The organism is Streptomyces sp. CRN 30, assembly GCF_034105845.1.
On sequence record NZ_JAVRHI010000303.1, the window covers coordinates 1 to 19,921 of the forward strand.

Here is a 19,921-nt window from a genome sequence, read left to right on the forward strand (position 1 = left end):
CTGCGGCTGCGGGGCCGGGGGCAGCAGGGCCGGTTCGATGCCCGCCGCGGCCAGGCCGGCGGGCGCCGTGTCGGCCAGGGGCACGCCGTAGCGGGCCAGCCGCAGCGGCATCAGCGACTCCACCGGAGCCTTGCGGCGCCAGGCGCGGCCGAAGCGCGAGCGCATGCGCGCCTGGTAGACGAGACGTTCCTGCTCCAGCTTGATCACTTCGTCGTAGCTGCGCAGCTCCCACAGCTTCATCCGGCGCCAGAGCAGGAAGGTGGGGAGGGGGGAGAGCAGCCAGCGGGTGAGGCGGACGCCCTCCATGTGCCGGTCCGCCGTGATGTCGGCGATGCGGCCGACCGCGTGCCGCGCCGCCTCGACCGTCACCACGAACAGGATCGGGATCACGCTGTGCATGCCCACGCCCAGCGGGTCCGGCCAGGCGGCCGCGCCGTTGAACGCGATCGTCGCCGCGGTCAGCAGCCACGCCGTCTGCCGCAGCAGCGGGAACGGGATGCGGATCCAGGTGAGGAGGAGGTCCAGGGCGAGCAGGACGCAGATGCCCGCGTCGATGCCGATCGGCAGGACGTAGGAGAAGTTCCCGAAGCCCTTCTCGACGGCGAGCTCACGGACGGCCGCGTACGAACCCGCGAAGCCGATTCCGGCGATGACGACCGCACCGGCGACGACCACGCCGATCAGGACGCGGTGCATCCGTGTCAGTTGCAGTGGCGCGGCCACCCGTACTCCCCTCCTGAAGCGCGTTGTTGCGCGCTACAGGGTGGCACAGGTGTGCGTCGTGTCGATTACCGGTACGACTGAGACGGTGTCAGCGCGTCAGCTCTTCCTGCGTGACGCGTCGTCGTCGGAGTCCTTCTCCACGGCGGATCCGGAGCCCGCGTCCGCCTTGTCGCCGTCGTCCTCGCCGGCCTCCGACGTGCCCGTGGAGGCGGTCGGGGAGGCGCTCCCGCCCTTGTTCGCCGCGGCCACCGCCGCCACGACCTCCTTGGCCGCCGCCTTGGCGCTCTTCACCAGGTCATCGGCGTCGGGCGTCGCGTCGCCCGCCAGGCCCGCGCCGTTGTAGTCGAGCGTGACGACCACGTTCTCGGTGCGCACCACGACCGTCTGCTGCTTGAAGGCGGCGTCCTCCTTCTTCAGGTCGTAGCGCACCAGGGTGGCCTGGTCGCCGATCCCGCCCGCCGCCTCCGACTTCACGTTCTTCGCGCCGTCGACCGACTGTGCCTCGGTGACCTTCTTCTCGTACTGCTGCGCGGCCCGCTCGTCGCCCGCGCCGCGCGCCTCGTCCGACTCCAGGCGCAGCAACGACACGCTGAGCCAGCGGTACTGGGAGCCCTTCACCCCGTTGTCCTCGAGGCTGGTCCAGCGGCAGTCGCCGCTGGCGTCCGGCTCGCCCTCGTTGATGGCCTTGCCCGACGTGGCACCCTCCGGGACCAGGTCCTCCAGGGTCTTCTTGGCCAACGCCGAGCACGCGTCGGGCAGTTCGGCGTACGCGGCCGCCGGCACGGCGCTCGCCGAGGGTGTCGCCGACGCCGAAGCGCTGGGCGACTGCTGCTCCTTGGCGTCGCCGCCGGACCCGGAGTCCGTACCGGAGTCCGAGGAGCAGGCGGCGGCCAGCAGCAGCACCGGGACAGCCGCGGCACCCGCGAGGAGACGGCGCCCGCGTCCGCGGCCACCGGGACGACCGGCTCGCTGGTGCTGCTGGTTGCGCTGTGCTGATCGGTGCATGGTTCCTTCACTCATGACGCTCATGACGCTCGCGGTTCCTGCGGTCTGACTGTCGGATCTGTCGGATCGGGTCCGAGGGGTCACGGTACGCGGTGGGGAAGGAGGACGGTCGTGCTTCGCACGGTCCGCCGTCCGGCTCGACGGCCCCCCGCGGGCGGTCAGTCGTCGAACGACTCGGCCAGCCGAGCGGCCAGTTTCTGCGCCCTGTCCTGCATTTCCTCGCTGTCCGGGACGTCCGTCATGGTCGTCGGCTGCTCCGCGTACTCGATGGTGACGATGACGTTGGACGTGCGGAACACCACAGTCACCGTGCGCTGCCGGGCCGTGTTCAGCTCCTCGTCGAGATACGCGGCGTCGGCGAGGCCGTCGAGGACGCGGGGCTGGAGCGCGGGCGGGGTCGCACCCGCCCCGGCGGAGGCGGTCGCCGATCCGGAGGAGGGCGTGCCGCCGGGGGACGCGCCGTCGCCGGTCCCGGTGGCGTCACCCGCGTCGCTCTCGAGGCCGGCCTGGGCGCTGTTCCCGGGCTGCGGGGTCTCCTGGCTCCCGGTCTCCTCCCCGGCCGTCTCCGCCCCGTCGCCCGCCTCGCCCGCGTCGTCCGACTCGTCCGCGCTCGCCGTCGGGGAGGGTGCCGGCAGGTCGGCCGCCTCCTCCTTGGCCGTGTAGACCTCCGCGGCCTCGTCGTCGTCGCTGACCGCCCCGTCGTACGACACCACGCGCTCGAAGTCGACCAGCAGGTGGTCCGTCGCGGTCGGCGACTCCACCTTCCACCGGCAGCCCACCCGCCGGTCCGTGTCGTACGTGAGGGTCGCCTCGCCCTCGTACGCCGTCTCGCGCTGCGCCACGTCCGTGATCTGCGTGATGCCCGGCAGCAGCGCGTCGAGGGAGTCGTGGCCGACCGCGCCGCAGGCCTCCGGGAGGGTGCGGTAGCGGCCCGGCTGGGCGGCGGCCGCGGTGGAGCCGGTCTGGCCGGGGCGGTCGTCGGTGGCGCCGTCCGGGGCGTCCGAGCCCGTGCAGCCGGCCAGCAGCGCCGCGAGGAGCACGGCGATACCGGGTACGTACGCCTTCGGCTGCACGGGGGGCTCCTCTCGACGGACCGCCGTGACGGTCGCGGCGCAGCGGTCTCCTGTGGTTATTCGCTTGCCGCACCAGTGCGGTCGCTGAACACAATGTGTATCGCACGCACTGCCGTGGATGCCGGTCCCGAATCCCTTTCGTCGGCCTTGGCGCCGGTTTTGCGAATTCAGGCTTCTGTAGTTGTTCCGGGGGAACGAGGGCGAAATGTCGTATGTCGAGGTGCCGGGTGCGAAGGTGCCGATCCGGATGTGGGCCGACCCGGCGTCGGTCGAGGACGGCGCCATGCAGCAGCTCCGGAACGTGGCGACCCTCCCGTGGATCAAGGGTCTGGCCGTCATGCCGGACGTCCACTACGGGAAGGGCGCCACGGTCGGGTCCGTCATCGCGATGCGGGGCGCGGTCTGCCCGGCGGCGGTGGGCGTGGACATCGGGTGCGGGATGTCGGCGGTCAGGACCTCCCTGACCGCGAACGACCTGCCGGGGGACCTCTCGCGGCTGCGTACGAAGATCGAGCAGGCGATCCCGGTGGGCCGGGGCATGCACGACGCGGCGGTCGACCCGGGCCGGCTGCACGGCTTCGCCACCGGCGGGTGGGACGACTTCTGGGGGCGGTTCGACGGGGTCGCCGAAGCGGTCAGGTTCCGTCACGACCGTGCAGGGAAGCAGATGGGAACGCTCGGATCCGGAAATCACTTCGTCGAGTTCTGCCTGAGTGAGACCGGTTCTGTCTGGCTCATGCTGCATTCCGGTTCCCGGAACATCGGCAAGGAGCTGGCCGAGCACCACATCGGCGTCGCCCGTAAGCTCCCGCACAACCAGGGGCTGATCGATCGCGACCTGGCCGTCTTCGTCGCGGACACCCCGCAGATGGCCGCTTACCAGAACGACCTCTACTGGGCGCAGGAGTACGCGAGGTACAACCGGTCGATCATGATGGCGCTCTTCAAGGACGTGGTCCGCAAGGAGTTCAAGAAGGTCCGGGTCACCTTCGAACCCGAGGTGAGCTGCCACCACAACTACGTGAGCCGCGAGCGTTACGAGGACATGGACCTGCTGGTCACGCGCAAGGGGGCGATCAGTGCCAAGGCCGGGGAGTACGGCATCATCCCGGGATCGATGGGCACCGGCTCGTACATCGTGAAGGGCCTCGGCAACGAGAAGTCCTTCAACTCCGCCTCGCACGGGGCCGGCCGGCGCATGAGCCGCAACGCCGCCAAGCGCCGCTTCTCCACGAAGGACCTGGAGGAGCAGACGCGCGGTGTGGAGTGCCGCAAGGACTCCGGCGTCGTGGACGAGATCCCCGCCGCGTACAAGCCGATCGAGCAGGTGATCGACCAGCAGCGGGACCTCGTGCAGGTGGTCGCCAAGCTGAAGCAGGTCATCTGCGTGAAGGGCTGAGAAGCTCAGGACTGAAGGGCTGAGGAGCTCAGGGGGCTGAAGGGCTGATCAGAAGCGGTACGTGTCGTCCGTGTCCAGCACCAGGACGCGCTGCCGGTCGTTGCCGTGGTTGCCGTCGACCGCGCCGCCGCTGTTCCAGGCCGTGCCGATCTCCAGCAGGACCTCGGACGGCGTGCCCTCCAGCCGCACCCGCAGCACGGTCTCCGCACCCGGGCCGTCCGCCGCGAGCGCGCCCGTGCCGCACAGCACCGTCCACGCGTCCGGGCGCGCACAGCGGTGCGGCAGCGACTGCCGGCCGGTCAGGCGGGACGACCAGCGCAGCCGCACGGTGGCGTCGTCGACGGGGGACGGGCCGTGGTTCTGCGCGACGAGCCGGACGACGGCACGGCCCGCGGCCAGGGTGACCTGGCCGTGGTACGCGAGGTCGGCCTCGGGAGCGGGGCCGTGGGCGGGCCGCGCGGGCGCGCTCGCGCCGCCCACGAGTACCGCGCCCGCCGCGCCCGCCGCGAGCACCGCGAGCATCCGCATGACGTCGGCTCCTTGCCGGTAGTACGGGGTCGTGCGTGCGCTGGCATACATGCCACCCGGGTGCACGGATCAGGCGCCGCCCATCAGGTGAGGCCGCGCACCGGGCCGCCGGGAGGGCGTGTCAAGCTGCTCGTATGGTGATCGCCCGTTCCGTCGTCCTCTTCGCCGTCGCCGCGCTGTTCGAGATCGGCGGCGCCTGGCTGGTGTGGCAGGGCGTGCGGGAGCACCGCGGCTGGCTGTGGGTCGGCGCGGGCGTGCTCGCGCTCGGCGCGTACGGGTTCGTGGCGACGCTCCAGCCGGACGCGAACTTCGGCCGGATCCTCGCCGCGTACGGCGGTGTGTTCGTCGCGGGTTCGCTGGCCTGGGGCATGGTCGCGGACGGCTACCGGCCCGACCGCTGGGACGTGACCGGCGCGCTGGTCTGCCTGGTGGGCATGGCACTGATCATGTACGCACCGCGCGGCGGCAACTGAGCCGGCCCCGCCCACTGCACGAATCCAGCGCCCCACCGCCTCATCGGCCCACCGGTCGGACGCCCCGGCGTTCCCGTGCATCGCCCACCTATCCTTTCGGGGAATCGGCACGGCAAGCAGCCCGCTGCACCAGTACGGCACCGAGGAGTACGCCATGACAGCCCCCGCCACCCCCTCCGCCGCCTCCCGCATCGCCGTCGTCACCGGCGCGAGCAGCGGCATCGGTGCCGCGACGGCCCGGCAGCTGGCCGCGGCCGGCTACCGCGTGGTGCTGACCGCCCGCCGCAAGGACCGCATCGAGGCCCTGGCCGAGGAGCTGACCGCGGCGGGCCACGCGGCCACGGCGTACGCCCTGGACGTGACGGACCGCGCGGCGGTCGACGAGTTCGCCACGGCGTTCCGGACGATCGGTGTGCTGGTCAACAACGCGGGCGGCGCGCTCGGCGCCGACCCGGTCGCGACGGGCGACCCGGAGGACTGGCGCCGGATGTACGAGACGAACGTCCTCGGCACCCTGCACGTGACCCAGGCGCTGCTCCCGGCCCTCGTCGCGAGCGGCGACGGCACGGTGGTCGTGGTGTCCTCCACGGCGGGCCTCGCCACGTACGAGGGCGGTGCCGGGTACGTCGCCGCCAAGCACGCCGAGCACGTCCTCGCCGAGACGCTGCGGCTGGAGATCGTGGGGCAGCCGGTCCGGGTGATCGAGATCGCCCCGGGCATGGTGAAGACGGACGAGTTCTCGCTGGTCCGGTACGGCGGGGACGAGGAGAAGGCCGCCAAGGTCTACGAGGGCGTCGCCGAGCCGCTGACCGCGGACGACGTGGCGGACACCATCACCTGGGCGGTCACCCGGCCCAGCCACGTGAACGTGGACCTGCTCGTGCTGCGGCCCCGCGCGCAGGCGTCGAACACCAAGGTGCACCGGGAGCTCTGATCACCCCGCCGACCGGACCCGGCAGGGAGGTCAGCGCACGGCCTGCGCGTACGCCGTCGGCGGCACCCCGACGGTCGCGGTGAAGTCGCGGACCAGGTGGGACTGGTCCGCGTAGCCGAGACTGGCGGCGAGCGCGGCCCAGTCCACGCCCCGGTCGGTCTCGGCCCGTTCCAGGGCCTCGTGGATGCGGTACCTCAGCACCACCCACTTGGGGCCCACGCCCACGTACTCGGCGAAGAGGCGCTGCAGCGCCCGCGTCGACAGGCCCTGGTCCCGGGCGAGGTCCCCGACGCGGCGGACGGAGCGGTCGGTGCGGATGCGGTCCACGAGGGCCATGGCGAGGGCGGCCTGCGGGTCGGGCCGCGGGCCGAGACGCAGCAGGAAGGTGTCGAGGGCGGCGACGCGCGCGTCCTCCTCCTCGGGATCGAGGACGGCCCGGACGGAGGAGGCGTCGGCGAGCGCCGTCTCCGGCAGCGGTACGCGCCGGCCCGTCCAGTCGGAGACCGGCCGGTCCGGTGCGAAGGGCCGGAAGCCGCCGGGCCGGAACTGGATGCCGCACACCCGGCCGCACCCTTCCAGTTCCTGCGCGAACAGGCCGAGGCCGATCCCGGCGACCTCCGCTCGCCCCTCGACGCACGGGTCCCCGTACCGCTGGAAGACGACGTTCACGGACGGGTGGGGCACGACGTGGGAGACGTACGGCTCCGTGAGGTCCCAGTCGATCAGCCAGTAGTGCTCCAGGTACGGGCGCAGGGGCTCGGCGGGTTCGCGGCGGCGGAAGCGGACCCGGGCGAAGAGCTCCGTTCCGTCGACGATGCCGCGGGTGTCGCGACGTGGGGCGGCCATGGGGGGAGCGTAGGCGGGGGCGGACGTGCATGCGGAACAGGGGAGCGGAATAGGGGCGGCGGGCGGACCGTTCCAGGGGTATAGTTGAATCGTAAACAACTTGGAGGGCGGCAGCCATGATGCAGTTCGGAATCTTCAGCGTCGGCGACGTCACGCCCGACCCGACCACGGGCCGGACGCCGACCGAGCGTGAGCGCATCAAGGCGATGGTCGCGATCGCGCTGAAGGCCGAGGAGGTCGGCCTGGACGTGTTCGCGGCGGGGGAGCACCACAACCCGCCGTTCGTGCCGTCCTCCCCGACCACGTTGCTCGGCTACATCGCGGCGCGGACCGAGCGGCTGGTCCTCTCCACCGCGACCACGCTGATCACCACCAACGACCCGGTGAAGATCGCCGAGGACTACGCGATGCTCCAGCACCTGGCCGACGGGCGCGTCGACCTGACGATGGGGCGTGGCAACACCGGCCCGGTCTACCCGTGGTTCGGGCAGGACATCCGGCAGGGCCTCAACCTCGCCGTCGAGAACTACGCCCTGCTGCGCCGGCTGTGGACCGAGAAGGTGGTGAACTGGGAGGGCAAGTTCCGCTCGCCGCTCCAGGGCTTCACCTCGACGCCCGCGCCGATGGACGGCGTGCCGCCGTTCGTCTGGCACGGTTCGATCCGCTCCCCGGAGATCGCCGAGCAGGCCGCGTACTACGGCGACGGCTTCTTCCACAACAACATCTTCTGGCCCGCCGACCACACCAAGCGGATGATCGAGCTGTACCGCGCCAGGTACGCGCACTACGGGCACGGCACACCCGAGCAGGCGATCGTCGGGCTCGGGGGGCAGGTGTTCATGCGCAAGAACTCGCAGGACGCGGTGCGCGAGTTCCGTCCCTACTTCGACGTCGCGCCGGTGTACGGGCACGGCCCGTCGCTGGAGGACTTCACCGCGCAGACGCCGCTGACGGTCGGCTCGCCGCAGCAGGTCATCGAGAAGACGCTCAGCTTCCGCGAGTACGCGGGCGACTACCAGCGCCAGCTGTTCCTGATGGACCACGCGGGGCTGCCGCTGAAGACGGTGCTCGAGCAGCTCGACATCCTCGGCGAGGAGGTCGTGCCGGTGCTGCGCGAGGAGTTCGCGAAGGGCCGCCCGGCGGACGTGCCGGACGCGCCGACCCACGCCTCGCTGCTGGCCGCCAAGAACGCCGAGGTCACCTCGGAGGAAGGAGTCCGGGCATGAAGCTCGTCGTCGTCTCGGCCGGGCTGAGCGTGCCGTCGTCCACGCGGCTGCTGGGCGACCGGCTGGCCGCCGCGACCGCGGGGCGCGTGCCCGGCGGGACCGATGTCCAGGTCGTTGAGGTGCGTGACCTGGCCGTCGAGATAGCGCACCACCTCATCAACGGCTTCCCGGGGCCGCACCTGGCCCCCGCGCTGGACGCCGTGCGGACGGCGGACGGCCTGATCGTGGTCACACCGGTGTTCTCCGCCTCCTTCAGCGGGCTGTTCAAGTCGTTCTTCGACGTACTGGACAAGGACGCCCTGATCGGGAAGCCGGTGCTGCTCGCGGCCACCGGCGGCTCCGCCCGGCACTCGCTGGCCCTCGAACACGCGCTGCGCCCGCTCTTCGCGTACCTGCGCGCGCTGACCGTGCCCACCGCGGTCTACGCGGCCTCGGAGGACTGGGGCGCGGAGGGGCTCGCCGAGCGCATCGAACGGGCGGCCGGGGAACTCGCGGGGCTGCTGGGCGGCCGCGCGGCCGAACCGGAGCCGGCGGCCCGACCCGCGCCGGACGCCGGGCACGGGTCGGGGAAGCCGTCCGCGCCCGCGTACGGGGCCGACACAGCGCCGGCGCCCGAGCCGGGGACCACGTTCGACAACGGGGCGGGCCCACTGCCCGTGATCCCCTTCGAGCAGCAGCTCGCGGCTTTGAAGCCGTAGCCGCGACTGTTCCGGGGCGGGCCGTGCAGGAGCAGGCCCGCCCGGGGTCCCCCGCGCCCCTTCCCCGCACTCATCCCTTCCGCGCGGTACTCCCGGCCGCCGCGGCCGTACGGGCGGACCGTGCCCGCAGTCGCCGCACCCGGCCGCGCCACGCCCGCAGGCGACGTCGTAGCGGCCGGACGCGGCGGCGGAGCCAGGACCTCGCGCGGGACTTCTCCCGCACCCAGCCCCGTCGGCAGCGGGTGGCGCGCAGTTCGGCGAAGAGCAGTTCGTAGCGGGCGAGGATCGGGGCGGGGTCGTAGCGGTGGGCGCTCTCCAGGGCCGCCCGGCCCATCGCCCGCCGGGCCGCGCCGTCCGCGATCAGTTCCAGGATCGTGTCGGCGAGGGCGCGGGCGTCGCCGACCGGGACCAGCCGGCCGTCGACGCCGTCCGTGATGATCTCGGCGGGCCCCAGCGGGCAGTCCGTGCTGACCACGGGCACGCCGCAGCGCATCGCCTCCACCAGCGTCATCCCGAACGACTCCGCGTCCGAGGCGCTGACCACCAGCGACGCCTGTGCGAACTCGTTCTCGACCGGGGTGCGCGGGCCCATCAGCCGGGCGCGGCCGGTGAGCTCCAGCCGCTCGACCATCCCCTCCAGGCGTTCCCGCTGCCGGCCGCCGCCGTAGATGCGCAGGCGCCAGTCGGGCTCCTTGGCCGCGACCCGGGCGAAGGCCTCCAGGAGCAGGTCGAAGCGCTTGCCGCGGGCCAGCCGTCCGGCCGCCGCGATCACCGGGGCGGTGAGCGGGGACGGGGGGACACCGACCTCGGGCACGATGTTCGGCACCGCCAGCACCCGTACGCCCGGCAGCGTCATCCGTGCCCGGTAGACCCGGGCGTCCGCCTCGGTCGTCGTCACCACCGCGTCCAGGGCCCGGTAGTGCCGGGCGAGGACCCGGCGCAGCGGCTCGTCGTGCGCGTCGTGGCGCAGGTGCTCCTGCCCGATGCGCAGCGCGCCCTGGGGCGCGAAGCGGGCGACGTACACGTTGAGACCCGGCCGGGTGCCGATCACGACGTCCGCGCGGGAGCGGGTCAGCCGGTCGCGGACCCGCAGGTCGGTCAGGCGGCTGTACTGGCGGTGGCGGGTGTCCTCGACGGGGAAGTCGACGGCGGGGCGCCCGCGCGCGGGGTCCGCCGTGTCCGCGCTGCCCGGCCGCAGGTCCACCAGGGGGACGAGCCGGATCCGCGGGTCGACCGCGAAGCGGGGCGCGTCCCGGTGCCGGGACATCGACAGGATCTCCACCTCGTGCCGGTCCGCCAGCGCCGCCGCCAGGTTCAGCGTGGTGCGGACGGTGCCGCCGATGGCGTACGCGTTGTGCAGCAGGAAGACGATCTTCGTGCGCCGGGTCCCGGCCGCGGGCCGCCGGACCCGGGCCGTCCCCTCGCTCCGGTCCGTCCGGTTCATCCGGGCCGCCTCCCCGCAGGTCGCGTACTCGCCCGGCACGGTTCCCCGTGTGCGCTTCGCCGTGCGCTTCATACGTCCCTCCCCGGCGTGGCTCCGGCGCGTCCCCGCGCCCTCCGACATGCCCTGGAACGCGCGCCGGCCCCACGGGGTTACGAGACCCCGGCCGACGCGCCCCGGCCGTCGTCCGGGAGGGCCGCGGCGGGCCGCCTTCCCGCCCGGCGCAGGGCGCGCCCCTCGGCGCGGTACCACTGGTGCGCCACCACCACCGCCAGGGCGATCTCGACGAGGTCACCGCCGTAGTACATGAGCTGCGAGGCCAGCCGCAGGTCCGCCGCCGCGTAGGCGGTGCCTGGCGGGCCCTCGGCCCAGAGGCCCTTGGCGAGTACGGCGTGGGCGCCGGCGGCGACGAGCAGCGTCCCGGCGCGCAGCGGCAGCCCGGGGCGGTGCCGCAGCGGGTCCAGGGCCAGCACCGAGAAGGTGAACAGGGTCCCGGCGAGGAAGAGGTGCGCGTACAGCAGCGGGCTGTGGTGCACGCCGGCCGGCAGCGGGGCCCGGTACAGCACCCACAGCCCGCCGATGTCGAGGACCGCGGCGACCGGCGGGAGGACGAGCACGCGCACCGGCCGCGTACGGGTGAGCGACAGCAGCGCGCGCCGCACCCCGGCGGGCACGGTCCGCAGCGCCAGCGTGACCGGCCGGGCGAGCACCACCAGCAGTGGCGCCACCATGCCCGCGCCCAGGTGCGCGGCCGTGTGCGCGGTGAACGGCGGCAGGTACGTCCCCCACGGCACCTCGACCGCGCAGACCAGTACGGCCCCGCCCAGCCACCAGACGGCGTCCCGGCCCCGCGTCCACGTGTCGCCGCGCCGCCGCAGCCGCCCGGCGGCGTACGTGTACAGCGCGCCGCACAGGGCGACGGCGACGACGGTCATGACCGGGTGCGCGGAAGCCCGTACGCCTTGGCCCGGACGCGGCGCGCCCGCCACCACAGCACGGATCCGGCGGCCAGGAAGAGCACGGCGACGATGTTCCAGGTCCAGTCGTACGGCGCCGGGTCGACGTCGTAGCGGATCTGGTGCAGGCGCAGCACCTTGTGCTGGATCGTCCCGTCGTACAGCTGGAAGCCGCCGATGCCGAGGCAGACCCCCGACCACCAGGCGGACCGCCGCACGCCGTTGCGGCGCCGCAGGTCGGCGTAGAGGAACAGCCCCGCCACGGTCGCCAGCCAGCTGCCCGCGTGGAAGAACCCGTCGGAGACCAGACCCACGTCGGTGGTCGACCGGTCGTAGAAGTGGTGCCAGTGCAGCAGCTGGTGGAAGACGGCCTCGTCCACGAAGGCCGCGAAGCCGACACCGACCAGCAGCCCGCTGACCAGCGAACGGCCAAGGACACCGTGGAGCCGCACGGGGGCGTAGGTCACCAGCACTCCTGGAAGCCGGGGTGGGCGGACGGCGGGGCCGCCGCCGGGTACCCCGCCGGCCGCCGCCGAAACCCGGCGCTGCCTGGTCCCGTCCCGGGGCTGCTCACCTCGTCGTCCTGCTCGGCCTGATGCGCAGGGGGCCGCGTCGTACCCGCGTGTCCACGGAAGAGGGCGAGGCCCGAAGAGCTCGCCCTCTCCTCAGTGGTACCCGCGTCAGGGCCACACCAGGCAGTACGGCTGGTGCCCCGCCTCGTGCAGCCGGTGCGAGAAGTCCTGCCACTCGTGCAGCAGTTGGTAGACGTTGAACGCGTCCCGGGGGCCGCCGCGGTCCGGGACCGTGGACCAGATGAAGGCCGCCGCGCCGACCGCCTCCTCGCCGATGCCGCGCAGCGGGTCGACGACCGTCATCGGGAGCTTCACGACCGCGTAGTCGGGGTGCAGGACCACCAGCTCCAGCGGGGGCACCTTGTGCAGCGGCACGCCCTCGATGCCGGTCAGCACCATGGCCGCCATCGTCTCCGGCTTGATCTTGGTGAACATGCCGTTCATGCCGAGCTCGTCGCCGCCGAGTTCCTCGGGGCGCATCGAGATCGGGACGCGGGCCGCCGTGGCGCCGTCCGGCGCGCCGAAGTACTTGTACGTCACCCCCACCCGGCCACCATTCCCGCCCCCGGCCCGGAGCCGGTCGGCGACGCGGTCCATGGGGTCGATGCGGTCGGTGCGGTCCGCTCGGCCCTTCCGGTCCGCGCGACTCTTCCTGCGGGGCTGGTCCTTGCGATCCATACGGTCCATACCGTCCATACGGCCCGCACGGTCGATTCGCTCAGGACGCCCGGGATCAGGGGCGTCCTGCCGGGAGGTGTCCTGCCGGGGGGCGGGGGGACGGGGCGGAGTGACGGGACCCTGGGGAGCAGCGGAGCCCGGTGGGGCCGTGGGGCCCTGCGGGTCCGGTGCGCCCTGGGAACCAGGCGGTCCCGGCCATCCCTGGGGGCCCGGCGATCCATGACGTGCCTCGCCTCGTGTCTCTGTCGGTTCCTCCGCCTCGCGCCGGTGCCTGCCACGCCGGGCACGCCGGGGACCGAGGTCATCGGTCCCCTCGCCCAGTCCGCCACCGCGATGCATATCTCCACCCGACTGCTTTTCTAGGACGCGGGGCCCCCGCCGCGCAACCCGATCATCGTGTCAGTTGACCTCCCCCACGGTCGCACGCCGAAACGTACGGGGAAACACCAGTCCGCAGGATCCTCGCAGCCTCTGACACCATGGCTTGTGTGAGCTATCCGTTCGATGCCCCAGTTTCGCAGAATCTCTTCGAGCGCGCGGCGGCCGTCACGCCCGGCGGCGTGAACTCTCCGGTGCGCGCTTTCGGTGCCGTGGGCGGTACGCCCCGGTTCATGGTGTCCGGTACCGGTCCCTGGCTGACCGACGCCGACGGACGGGAGTACGTCGACCTCGTCTGCTCGTGGGGACCCATGATCCTCGGTCACTCGCGCCCCGAGGTCGTCGCCGCCGTGCAGGAGGCCGTCACGCGCGGCACCTCGTTCGGTACGCCCGCCGAGGGCGAGGTGGCCCTCGCCGAGGAAATGGTCGCCCGCGTCGAGCCGCTCGAGCAGGTGCGGCTCGTTTCGAGCGGTACCGAGGCCACCATGTCCGCCATCCGGCTGGCCCGCGGGTTCACCCGGCGCGCCAAGGTGATCAAGTTCGCCGGGTGCTACCACGGCCACGTCGACGCGCTGCTCGCGTCGGCCGGCAGCGGGGTCGCCACCTTCGCGCTGCCGGACACGCCGGGCGTCACCGGAGCCCAGGCCGGCGACACCATCGTGCTGCCGTACAACGACCTCGACGCCGTACGCGCCGCCTTCGCCGCCCACCCCGGCGAGATCGCCTGCGTGATCACCGAGGCCTCGCCCGGCAACATGGGCGTCGTCCCGCCGCTGCCCGGCTTCAACCAGGGCCTCAAGGACGTGTGCGCGGAGAACGGCGCGCTCTACATCTCCGACGAGGTGATGACGGGCTTCCGGACCAGCCGCGCCGGGTGGTTCGGGGTCGACGGGGTCCGCCCCGACCTGATGACCTTCGGCAAGGTGATGGGCGGCGGCTTCCCGGCCGCGGCCTTCGGCGGCCGCGCCGACGTGATGGCCCACCTCGCCCCCGCCGGGCCCGTCTACCAGGCGGGCACGCTCTCCGGAAACCCGGTCGCCACCGCCGCCGGGCTCGCCCAGCTGCGGCTGCTCGACGACACCGCGTACGCCACGCTGGGCGCCGTGTCGGAGCAGATCCAGGCGCTGGTCTCGGCGGCGCTCACCAAGGAGGGTGTCGCGCACACGCTGCAGACCGCCTCCAACATGTTCTCCGTCTTCTTCACCGACCGCCCCGTGCGGAACTACGACGACGCCAAGGCGCAGGACACCTTCCGCTTCAACGCCTTCTTCCACTCGATGCTGTCGCAGGGCGTGTACCTGCCGCCGTCGTCGTTCGAGGTGTGGTTCGTCTCCACGGCCCACGACGAGCGGGCCGTACAGCGGATCGCCGACGCCCTCCCGGCGGCGGCCCGAGCGGCGGCGGAGGCCACGGCAGCATGAGTGACATCACGGTCGTCCACCTGATGCGGCACGGCGAGGTCGCCAACCCCGACGGCATCCTCTACGGGCGGCTCCCCGGCTACCACCTCTCCGACCTCGGGCTCCGCATGGCCGAGCGGGTCGCCGAGCACCTGACCCCCAGGGACATCACGTACGTCGTGGCGTCCCCGCTGGAGCGCGCGCAGGAGACGGCGACCCCGATCGCCAAGGCGCACGCCCTCGACCTCGCGACCGACGAACGGCTGATCGAGGCCGACAACGTCTTCCAGGGCAAGACCTTCGGGGTCGGCGACGGCGCGCTGCGGCGGCCCGACAACTGGCGGCACCTCACCAACCCGTTCCGCCCGTCCTGGGGCGAGCCGTACGCCGACCAGGTCATACGGATGCTGGCCGCGCTGGACGCGGCGAAGGACGCGGCGCGGGGGCACGAGGCCGTGCTGGTCAGCCACCAGCTCCCGATCTGGACCGTGCGGTCGCACGTCGAGCGCCGGCGGCTGTGGCACGACCCGCGCCGGCGGCAGTGCACGCTCGCGTCGCTGACCACCTTCACGTACCAGGACGACAAGATCGTGTCCGTGGGGTACAGCGAGCCCGCGCGTGATCTGGTGCCGGCGCACCTGCTGGCGGGGGCGAAGCCGGTGAAGGGGAAGGGGAAGGCCTTCGGCGCCTGAGTGGCGCCTGGGTACCTACGGCCCCGCCCCCGGCGCACGCCTCGTCACAAAGCGTACACAAGCGGTATCTAGGCGTTTCTCTGTAAAGATCGGGAAATAATCCCCCCGTTGGCGGAACTCCGTCCCCCCTGGCGCCCTCTCACACGGTGTCCTTCAGCCAGGAGGGACGTCGTCGACCAAGGGGGAAGCGATGCGTCATGTCAGCCGCAGGGGAGTGCTGGGGCTCGGCGCCGGTGCCGTCACCGCGCTCGGGCTCGCCGGGTGCGGTACCGCGGTGCGGGACCGGCAGCACGAGCCCGGGGGAGCAGCCGGAGCCGGGTCCGGAAACGGGGACGCGGGGAGCGGGAGCCCCGGCGCGCCCGAGGTGAAGCCGCTCGGTGACGGGTCCACCGCCGACACCGGTGCCCAGCCGAAGCAGCCCGGGAAGCCCAGACCGCTGGAGCCCGGCGAGACGCCGCCGCAGTTCGTGGTGTTCTCCTGGGACGGGGCCGGGGACGTCGGCAACGGCCTGTTCGAGCGCTTCCTGAAGGCGTCCGAGGACCACGGCGCCCACATGACGTTCTTCCTGTCGGGGCTGTACCTGCTGCCCGAGTCGAAGAAGCGCCTGTACCAGCCGCCGAACAACGCGCCCGGTGCCTCCGACATCGGCTACCTCACCGACGACCACATCAGGACGACGCTGAAGAACCTGCGCCGGGCCTGGCTCGACGGCCACGAGATAGGCACCCACTTCAACGGCCACTTCTGCGGCGAGGGTTCCGGCTCGGTCGCCCACTGGACGCCGAAGCAGTGGCGCAGCGAGATAGACCAGGCCAAGTCGTTCGTGCGGGAGTGGCGCACGAACACGGGCTGGACCGACCTCGACCCGCTGCCCTTCGACTACGACCGGGAACTCGTCGGCGGCCGCACCCCGTGCCTCCTCGGGCAGGAGAACCTACTGCCCACCGCGCGCGAGCTGGGCTGGCGCTACGACGCCTCCTCGCCCGGCGGGCTCCAGGTGTGGCCGGACAGGAAGCAGGGGGTGTGGGACCTCCCGCTGCAGGCCGTGCCGTTCCCCGGGCGCTCCTTCGAGGTGCTCTCGATGGACTACAACATGCTCGCCAACCAGTCCCTGAACTCCACCAAGGCCCCGCCCGCCAACTACCCGGCCTGGCGCGAACAGGCCGCCGGGGCCTACATCGCCGGCTTCCGGCGGGCGTACGAGACCAACCGGGCGCCCTTCTTCATAGGCAACCACTTCGAGGAGTGGAACGGCGGCATCTACATGGACGCCGTGGAGGAGGCGCTCCAGCACATCGCCCGGGAGCGGGACACGGGAGCCGACGTGCGGATGGTCTCGTTCCGGCAGTTCACCGACTGGCTCGACGTCCAGCGGGAGGACGTGCTCACCAGGCTGCGGTCGCTGGGGGTCGGGCAGGAGCCGGCCGGCGGCTGGAAGCGGTTCCTCGCCGCGACCGGCACCCGGACCGCGACCGGGGAGAAGGCGGCCTGAGAGAAAGGTTCCGTCCCGAGCGTCCCGAGGGGGGTGCGGAAGATCCCCTAAACGGGCATGCGAAACTTTTCACATGAGTGCCGCCAGCAGTGCCCGCGCTCCGCAGCGCGAGAACCGCACCCGTGTGACCCGTACGCGTGCGACCCGTACGCGTGTGATGCGTACCGGTACGACCCGTACGCGCCGCGGCCGCGCCGCCCTGCTCGCGGCCGGGGCCGCCGTGCTGGCGCTCGCCGTCTCCGCGTGCAGCTCCGGGGGAACCTCGGGGGGTGGCGGCGGCACCGGCTTCGTCACCAGCTCCGAGGGCATCGCCACGGTGGAGAAGGGGGAGCGCACCGCCGCTCCCGACCTCTCCGGGGAAACCCTGGAGGGCGAGCAGCTCGACGTCTTCTCCCAGTACAAGGGCAAGATCGTCGTGCTGAACGTGTGGGGTTCCTGGTGCGCGCCGTGCCGCGCCGAGGCCCCCAACCTCGTCACCGTCTCCGAGGACCTCGCCGACCAGGGCGTGCAGTTCGTCGGCATCAACACCCGCGACACCAGCACCAACCCGGCGATCGCCTTCGAGAAGGAGTACGAGGTCACCTTCCCGAGCCTGTACGACCCGACCGGCAAGCTGATGCTGCGCTTCGAGAAGGGCACGCTCAACCCGCAGGCGATCCCCTCCACGCTGGTCATCGACCGGGACGGCAAGGTCGCCGCGCGCTCCCTCCAGGCGCTGAGCGAGGCCAAGCTGCGCAAGATGATCGACCCGGTCCTCGCGGAGAAGTGACGTGACCGCAGCGACCACCCTGGCCGCGCTCACGGACCAGAACCAGACGGTGATGAGCGGCGCCCTGCTGCTCGCCCTGCCGGTCGCCCTGCTCGGCGGCCTCGTCTCCTTCTTCTCCCCGTGCGTCCTGCCGCTCGTCCCCGGCTACCTGTCGTACGTCACCGGCGTCACCGGCACCGACCTGGCGGAGACCCGGCGCGGGCGGATGGCCCTCGGCGCCTCCCTCTTCGTGCTCGGCTTCACCGCCGTGTTCGTCTCCGGCGGAGCGTTGTTCGGCTACTTCGGCTCGACGCTCCAGGAGTACCAGTCCGTCCTGTCGAAGGTGCTCGGGATCCTCATGATCCTCATGGGTGTCTTCTTCATGGGGCTGATGCCCTGGCTCACCCAGCGGGAGTTCCGCTTCCACAAGAAGCCCGCGACGGGCCTGGTCGGCGCGCCCCTGCTCGGCGCGCTGTTCGGGATCGGCTGGACGCCCTGCATCGGCCCGACCCTCGCCTCCGTGCTGGCGCTCTCCTCCAGCGAGGCGAGTGCCGGTCGTGGCGCGCTGCTCACGGTCGCGTACTGTCTGGGCCTGGGCGTGCCCTTCGTCCTCACCGCGGTCGCCCTGCGCAAGGCGCTCGGCGCCTTCGGCTGGGTCAAGCGGCACTACGTGTGGGTGCTGCGCATCGGGGGCGTCATGATGATCGCGACCGGACTGCTCCTGCTGACCGGGGCGTGGGACCGCCTCGTACAGGAGATGCAGGTCTGGTCGAACGGCTTCACGGTGGGGATCTGATCCATGAGTACCACTGACACCGGCAGGTCCGGCAAGGCTGCCAAGGGCACGGAAGCGTCCACCGACGACCTCGGGGCCGCCGGGTCCCAGCTCTCCACCGCGCCCCGCGAGGACGCGCCGAACCTGCCCTCGCTGGGCCTCATCGGCTGGGCCCGCTGGTTCTGGCGGCAGCTGACCTCGATGCGGGTCGCGCTGCTGCTGCTCTTCCTGCTGTCCCTCGCGGCGATCCCGGGTTCGCTGATCCCGCAGTCGGGCCAGGACGAGACCAAGGTCGCCGCCTTCATGGAGCGGCACGGGACCCTCGGGCCGATCTACGACAAGCTCGGCATGTTCCACGTGTACAGCTCGGTGTGGTTCTCGGCGATCTACATCCTGCTGTTCATCTCGCTCATCGGCTGCATCGTGCCGCGCACCTGGCAGTTCGTGGGCCAGCTGCGCAGCCGCCCGCCGGGCGCCCCGAAGCGCCTGACGCGGCTGCCCGCGTACACCACCTGGCGCACCGCGGCCGAGCCGGAGCAGGTCCGCGAGATCGCGCTGAAGGCGCTCGGCAAGCGGCGCTACCGCGCCCATTCCCCCGAGCTCTCGGCTTCGCTCGAGCAGGGAGGTGCCCCCACGGGTGCCACCGTCGCCGCCGAGAAGGGCTACCTGCGCGAGGCGGGCAACCTCGTCTTCCACCTCGCGCTGATCGTGATGCTGATCGCCTTCGCCTGGGGTCAGCTCTACAAGTCCGAGGGCAACAAGCTGATCGTCGAGGGCGACGGCTTCGCCAACACGATCACCCAGTACGACGACTTCAAGTCCGGCAACCTGTTCTCCGTCGACCACGACCTGGAGCCCTTCAGCTTCGACCTGGAGGACTTCAAGGGGACCTACGAGCCGACCGGACCCAACCGGGGCACCCCGCGCACGTACGAGGCGGACGTCACCTACAGCGTGGGCGCCGACGGCGCGGAACAGAAGCGGACCATCAAGGTCAACGAGCCGCTGAAGATCGGCGACTCCAAAGTCTACCTGGTCAGCCACGGGTACGCGCCCGTCGTCACCGTCCGGGACGGCAAGGGTGAGGTCGTGTACAGCGGCGCCGTGCCGCTGCTGCCCCAGGACAGCAACGTGACCTCCTCCGGAGCGATCAAGGTGCTGGACGGCTACCGCAACGCCGACGGCGAGCGGGAGCAGCTCGGCTTCAACGCCTTCTTCGTGCCGACCTTCGCGGGCGAGGGACAGGGCACCATGCTGTCCCAGTTCCCCGCCCTGCTGAACCCGCGCCTCGCGCTGAGCGCGTACCACGGCGACATCGGCGTGGACTCGGGCATCGCGCAGAACGTGTACCAGCTCGACACCGACAAGCTGACGGAGTTCGAGGACGCCGACGGCGAGCTGCTCACCGAGCGCCTCGCGCCCGGCGAGACCATGGAGCTCCCGGACGGCGCCGGCTCGATCACCTTCGAGCGGGAGGTCAGCGAGTGGGCCGGCTTCCAGGTCACCGAGCAGCCCGGCAGCGGCTGGGCGCTCGGCGGGGCCATCGCGGCGATCGCGGGCCTGGCCGGCTCCCTGTTCATCCAGCGCCGCCGCGTGTGGGTGCGGGCGGTGCGGGGCGCCGACGGCGTCACGGTCGTCGAGATGGCCGGCCTCGGCCGCAGCGAGTCCGGCAAGCTGCCGGAGGAGCTGGGCGGCCTCGCGGCACTGGTGCACGACGCGGCGCCGACCGCGCCCGAGCCCGCTCCTGAACGCCCCGACCCTTCCGACCCCGACGCCGACCCCACCGAGGAGCCGGGCGCCGACACCTCCACCACCGACTCCGAAGTCGTCTCCGCCGAAGGGGCTGACAAGCAGTGACCCTCGCCGTCACCGACCTGGCCGCCG

At 72.4% G+C, this 19,921-nt stretch carries 20 protein-coding genes; 11 read left to right on the top strand and 9 right to left on the bottom strand.

Features of this window, described 5'->3' with window-relative positions:
• The 3 genes from UW392_RS32635 to UW392_RS32645 all read right to left on the bottom strand — a co-directional run.
• On the bottom strand, positions 1-723 hold a 723-nt coding region (locus UW392_RS32635; protein ID WP_320778795.1), incomplete at its 3' end, for a DUF2637 domain-containing protein.
• Positions 724-819: 96 nt separating this feature from the next.
• A complete protein-coding gene (locus tag UW392_RS32640) occupies positions 820-1,728 on the bottom strand; it encodes a DUF3558 domain-containing protein (protein ID WP_320778796.1) in 909 nt (302 codons plus the stop codon).
• A gap of 158 nt (positions 1,729-1,886) precedes the next feature.
• On the bottom strand, positions 1,887-2,801 hold the full coding sequence (locus UW392_RS32645) for a DUF3558 domain-containing protein (protein ID WP_320778797.1): 915 nt from the start codon (positions 2,799-2,801) through the stop codon (positions 1,887-1,889).
• Between the two features lie 205 nt (positions 2,802-3,006).
• Here UW392_RS32645 and UW392_RS32650 point away from each other — a divergent pair, with 205 nt between their 5' ends.
• A complete protein-coding gene (locus tag UW392_RS32650) occupies positions 3,007-4,200 on the top strand; it encodes an RtcB family protein (protein WP_320778798.1) in 1,194 nt (397 codons plus the stop codon).
• A gap of 48 nt (positions 4,201-4,248) precedes the next feature.
• Here UW392_RS32650 and UW392_RS32655 read toward each other — a convergent pair whose 3' ends face one another.
• Entirely contained in the window at positions 4,249-4,728 is a 480-nt protein-coding gene (locus tag UW392_RS32655) for a hypothetical protein (protein ID WP_320778799.1), read from the bottom strand.
• 134 nt (positions 4,729-4,862) lie between these two features.
• Here UW392_RS32655 and UW392_RS32660 point away from each other — a divergent pair, with 134 nt between their 5' ends.
• On the top strand, positions 4,863-5,201 hold the full coding sequence (locus UW392_RS32660; protein ID WP_320778800.1) for a YnfA family protein: 339 nt from the start codon (positions 4,863-4,865) through the stop codon (positions 5,199-5,201).
• A 154-nt stretch (positions 5,202-5,355) separates the two neighbouring features.
• The gene (locus UW392_RS32665) at positions 5,356-6,135 is read left to right on the top strand and encodes an SDR family NAD(P)-dependent oxidoreductase (protein WP_320778801.1); all 780 of its coding nucleotides are present in this window, start codon (positions 5,356-5,358) and stop codon (positions 6,133-6,135) included.
• A gap of 30 nt (positions 6,136-6,165) precedes the next feature.
• Here UW392_RS32665 and UW392_RS32670 read toward each other — a convergent pair whose 3' ends face one another.
• The gene (locus tag UW392_RS32670; RefSeq protein ID WP_320778802.1) at positions 6,166-6,981 is read right to left on the bottom strand and encodes a helix-turn-helix domain-containing protein; all 816 of its coding nucleotides are present in this window, start codon (positions 6,979-6,981) and stop codon (positions 6,166-6,168) included.
• Between the two features lie 119 nt (positions 6,982-7,100).
• Between UW392_RS32670 and UW392_RS32675 the strand changes: the two genes are divergently transcribed.
• On the top strand, positions 7,101-8,207 hold the full coding sequence (locus UW392_RS32675; protein WP_320778837.1) for an LLM class flavin-dependent oxidoreductase: 1,107 nt from the start codon (positions 7,101-7,103) through the stop codon (positions 8,205-8,207).
• Positions 8,204-8,905, top strand: a complete 702-nt coding sequence (locus UW392_RS32680) for an FMN reductase (protein WP_320778803.1) — start codon at positions 8,204-8,206, stop codon at positions 8,903-8,905. Before UW392_RS32675 ends, UW392_RS32680 begins: the two co-directional genes overlap by 4 nt.
• A 70-nt stretch (positions 8,906-8,975) precedes the next feature.
• Here UW392_RS32680 and UW392_RS32685 read toward each other — a convergent pair whose 3' ends face one another.
• The 4 genes from UW392_RS32685 to UW392_RS32700 form a co-directional block, all read right to left on the bottom strand.
• Entirely contained in the window at positions 8,976-10,421 is a 1,446-nt protein-coding gene (locus UW392_RS32685) for a glycosyltransferase family 4 protein (RefSeq protein WP_320778804.1), read from the bottom strand.
• A gap of 77 nt (positions 10,422-10,498) precedes the next feature.
• Entirely contained in the window at positions 10,499-11,281 is a 783-nt protein-coding gene (locus UW392_RS32690; RefSeq protein ID WP_320778805.1) for a cytochrome c oxidase assembly protein, read from the bottom strand.
• Positions 11,278-11,769 carry a DUF2243 domain-containing protein gene (locus tag UW392_RS32695; RefSeq protein ID WP_320778806.1) on the bottom strand — a complete coding sequence of 164 codons (492 nt, stop codon included), beginning with the start codon at positions 11,767-11,769 and terminating at the stop codon, positions 11,278-11,280. Before UW392_RS32695 ends, UW392_RS32690 begins: the two co-directional genes overlap by 4 nt.
• A 213-nt stretch (positions 11,770-11,982) precedes the next feature.
• Positions 11,983-12,420, bottom strand: coding sequence for a hypothetical protein (locus UW392_RS32700; protein ID WP_003974483.1), 438 nt, complete (start codon positions 12,418-12,420; stop codon positions 11,983-11,985).
• 611 nt (positions 12,421-13,031) lie between these two features.
• Here UW392_RS32700 and hemL point away from each other — a divergent pair.
• From hemL to UW392_RS32730, 6 genes are all read left to right on the top strand, one after another.
• Positions 13,032-14,351, top strand: a complete 1,320-nt coding sequence (hemL, locus tag UW392_RS32705; protein ID WP_320778807.1) for a glutamate-1-semialdehyde 2,1-aminomutase — start codon at positions 13,032-13,034, stop codon at positions 14,349-14,351.
• The gene (locus UW392_RS32710) at positions 14,348-15,022 is read left to right on the top strand and encodes a histidine phosphatase family protein (protein WP_320778808.1); all 675 of its coding nucleotides are present in this window, start codon (positions 14,348-14,350) and stop codon (positions 15,020-15,022) included. The genes hemL and UW392_RS32710 overlap by 4 nt, the downstream gene beginning before the upstream one ends.
• Positions 15,023-15,212: 190 nt before the next feature.
• Positions 15,213-16,514, top strand: a complete 1,302-nt coding sequence (locus tag UW392_RS32715; protein ID WP_320778809.1) for a hypothetical protein — start codon at positions 15,213-15,215, stop codon at positions 16,512-16,514.
• A 73-nt stretch (positions 16,515-16,587) separates the two neighbouring features.
• The gene (locus UW392_RS32720; RefSeq protein WP_320778810.1) at positions 16,588-17,283 is read left to right on the top strand and encodes a TlpA disulfide reductase family protein; all 696 of its coding nucleotides are present in this window, start codon (positions 16,588-16,590) and stop codon (positions 17,281-17,283) included.
• Position 17,284: 1 nt separating this feature from the next.
• A complete protein-coding gene (locus UW392_RS32725; protein ID WP_320778811.1) occupies positions 17,285-18,058 on the top strand; it encodes a cytochrome c biogenesis CcdA family protein in 774 nt (257 codons plus the stop codon).
• A 3-nt stretch (positions 18,059-18,061) separates the two neighbouring features.
• Positions 18,062-19,894, top strand: coding sequence for a cytochrome c biogenesis protein ResB (locus UW392_RS32730; protein WP_320778812.1), 1,833 nt, complete (start codon positions 18,062-18,064; stop codon positions 19,892-19,894).
• Positions 19,895-19,921 lie beyond the last annotated feature (27 nt).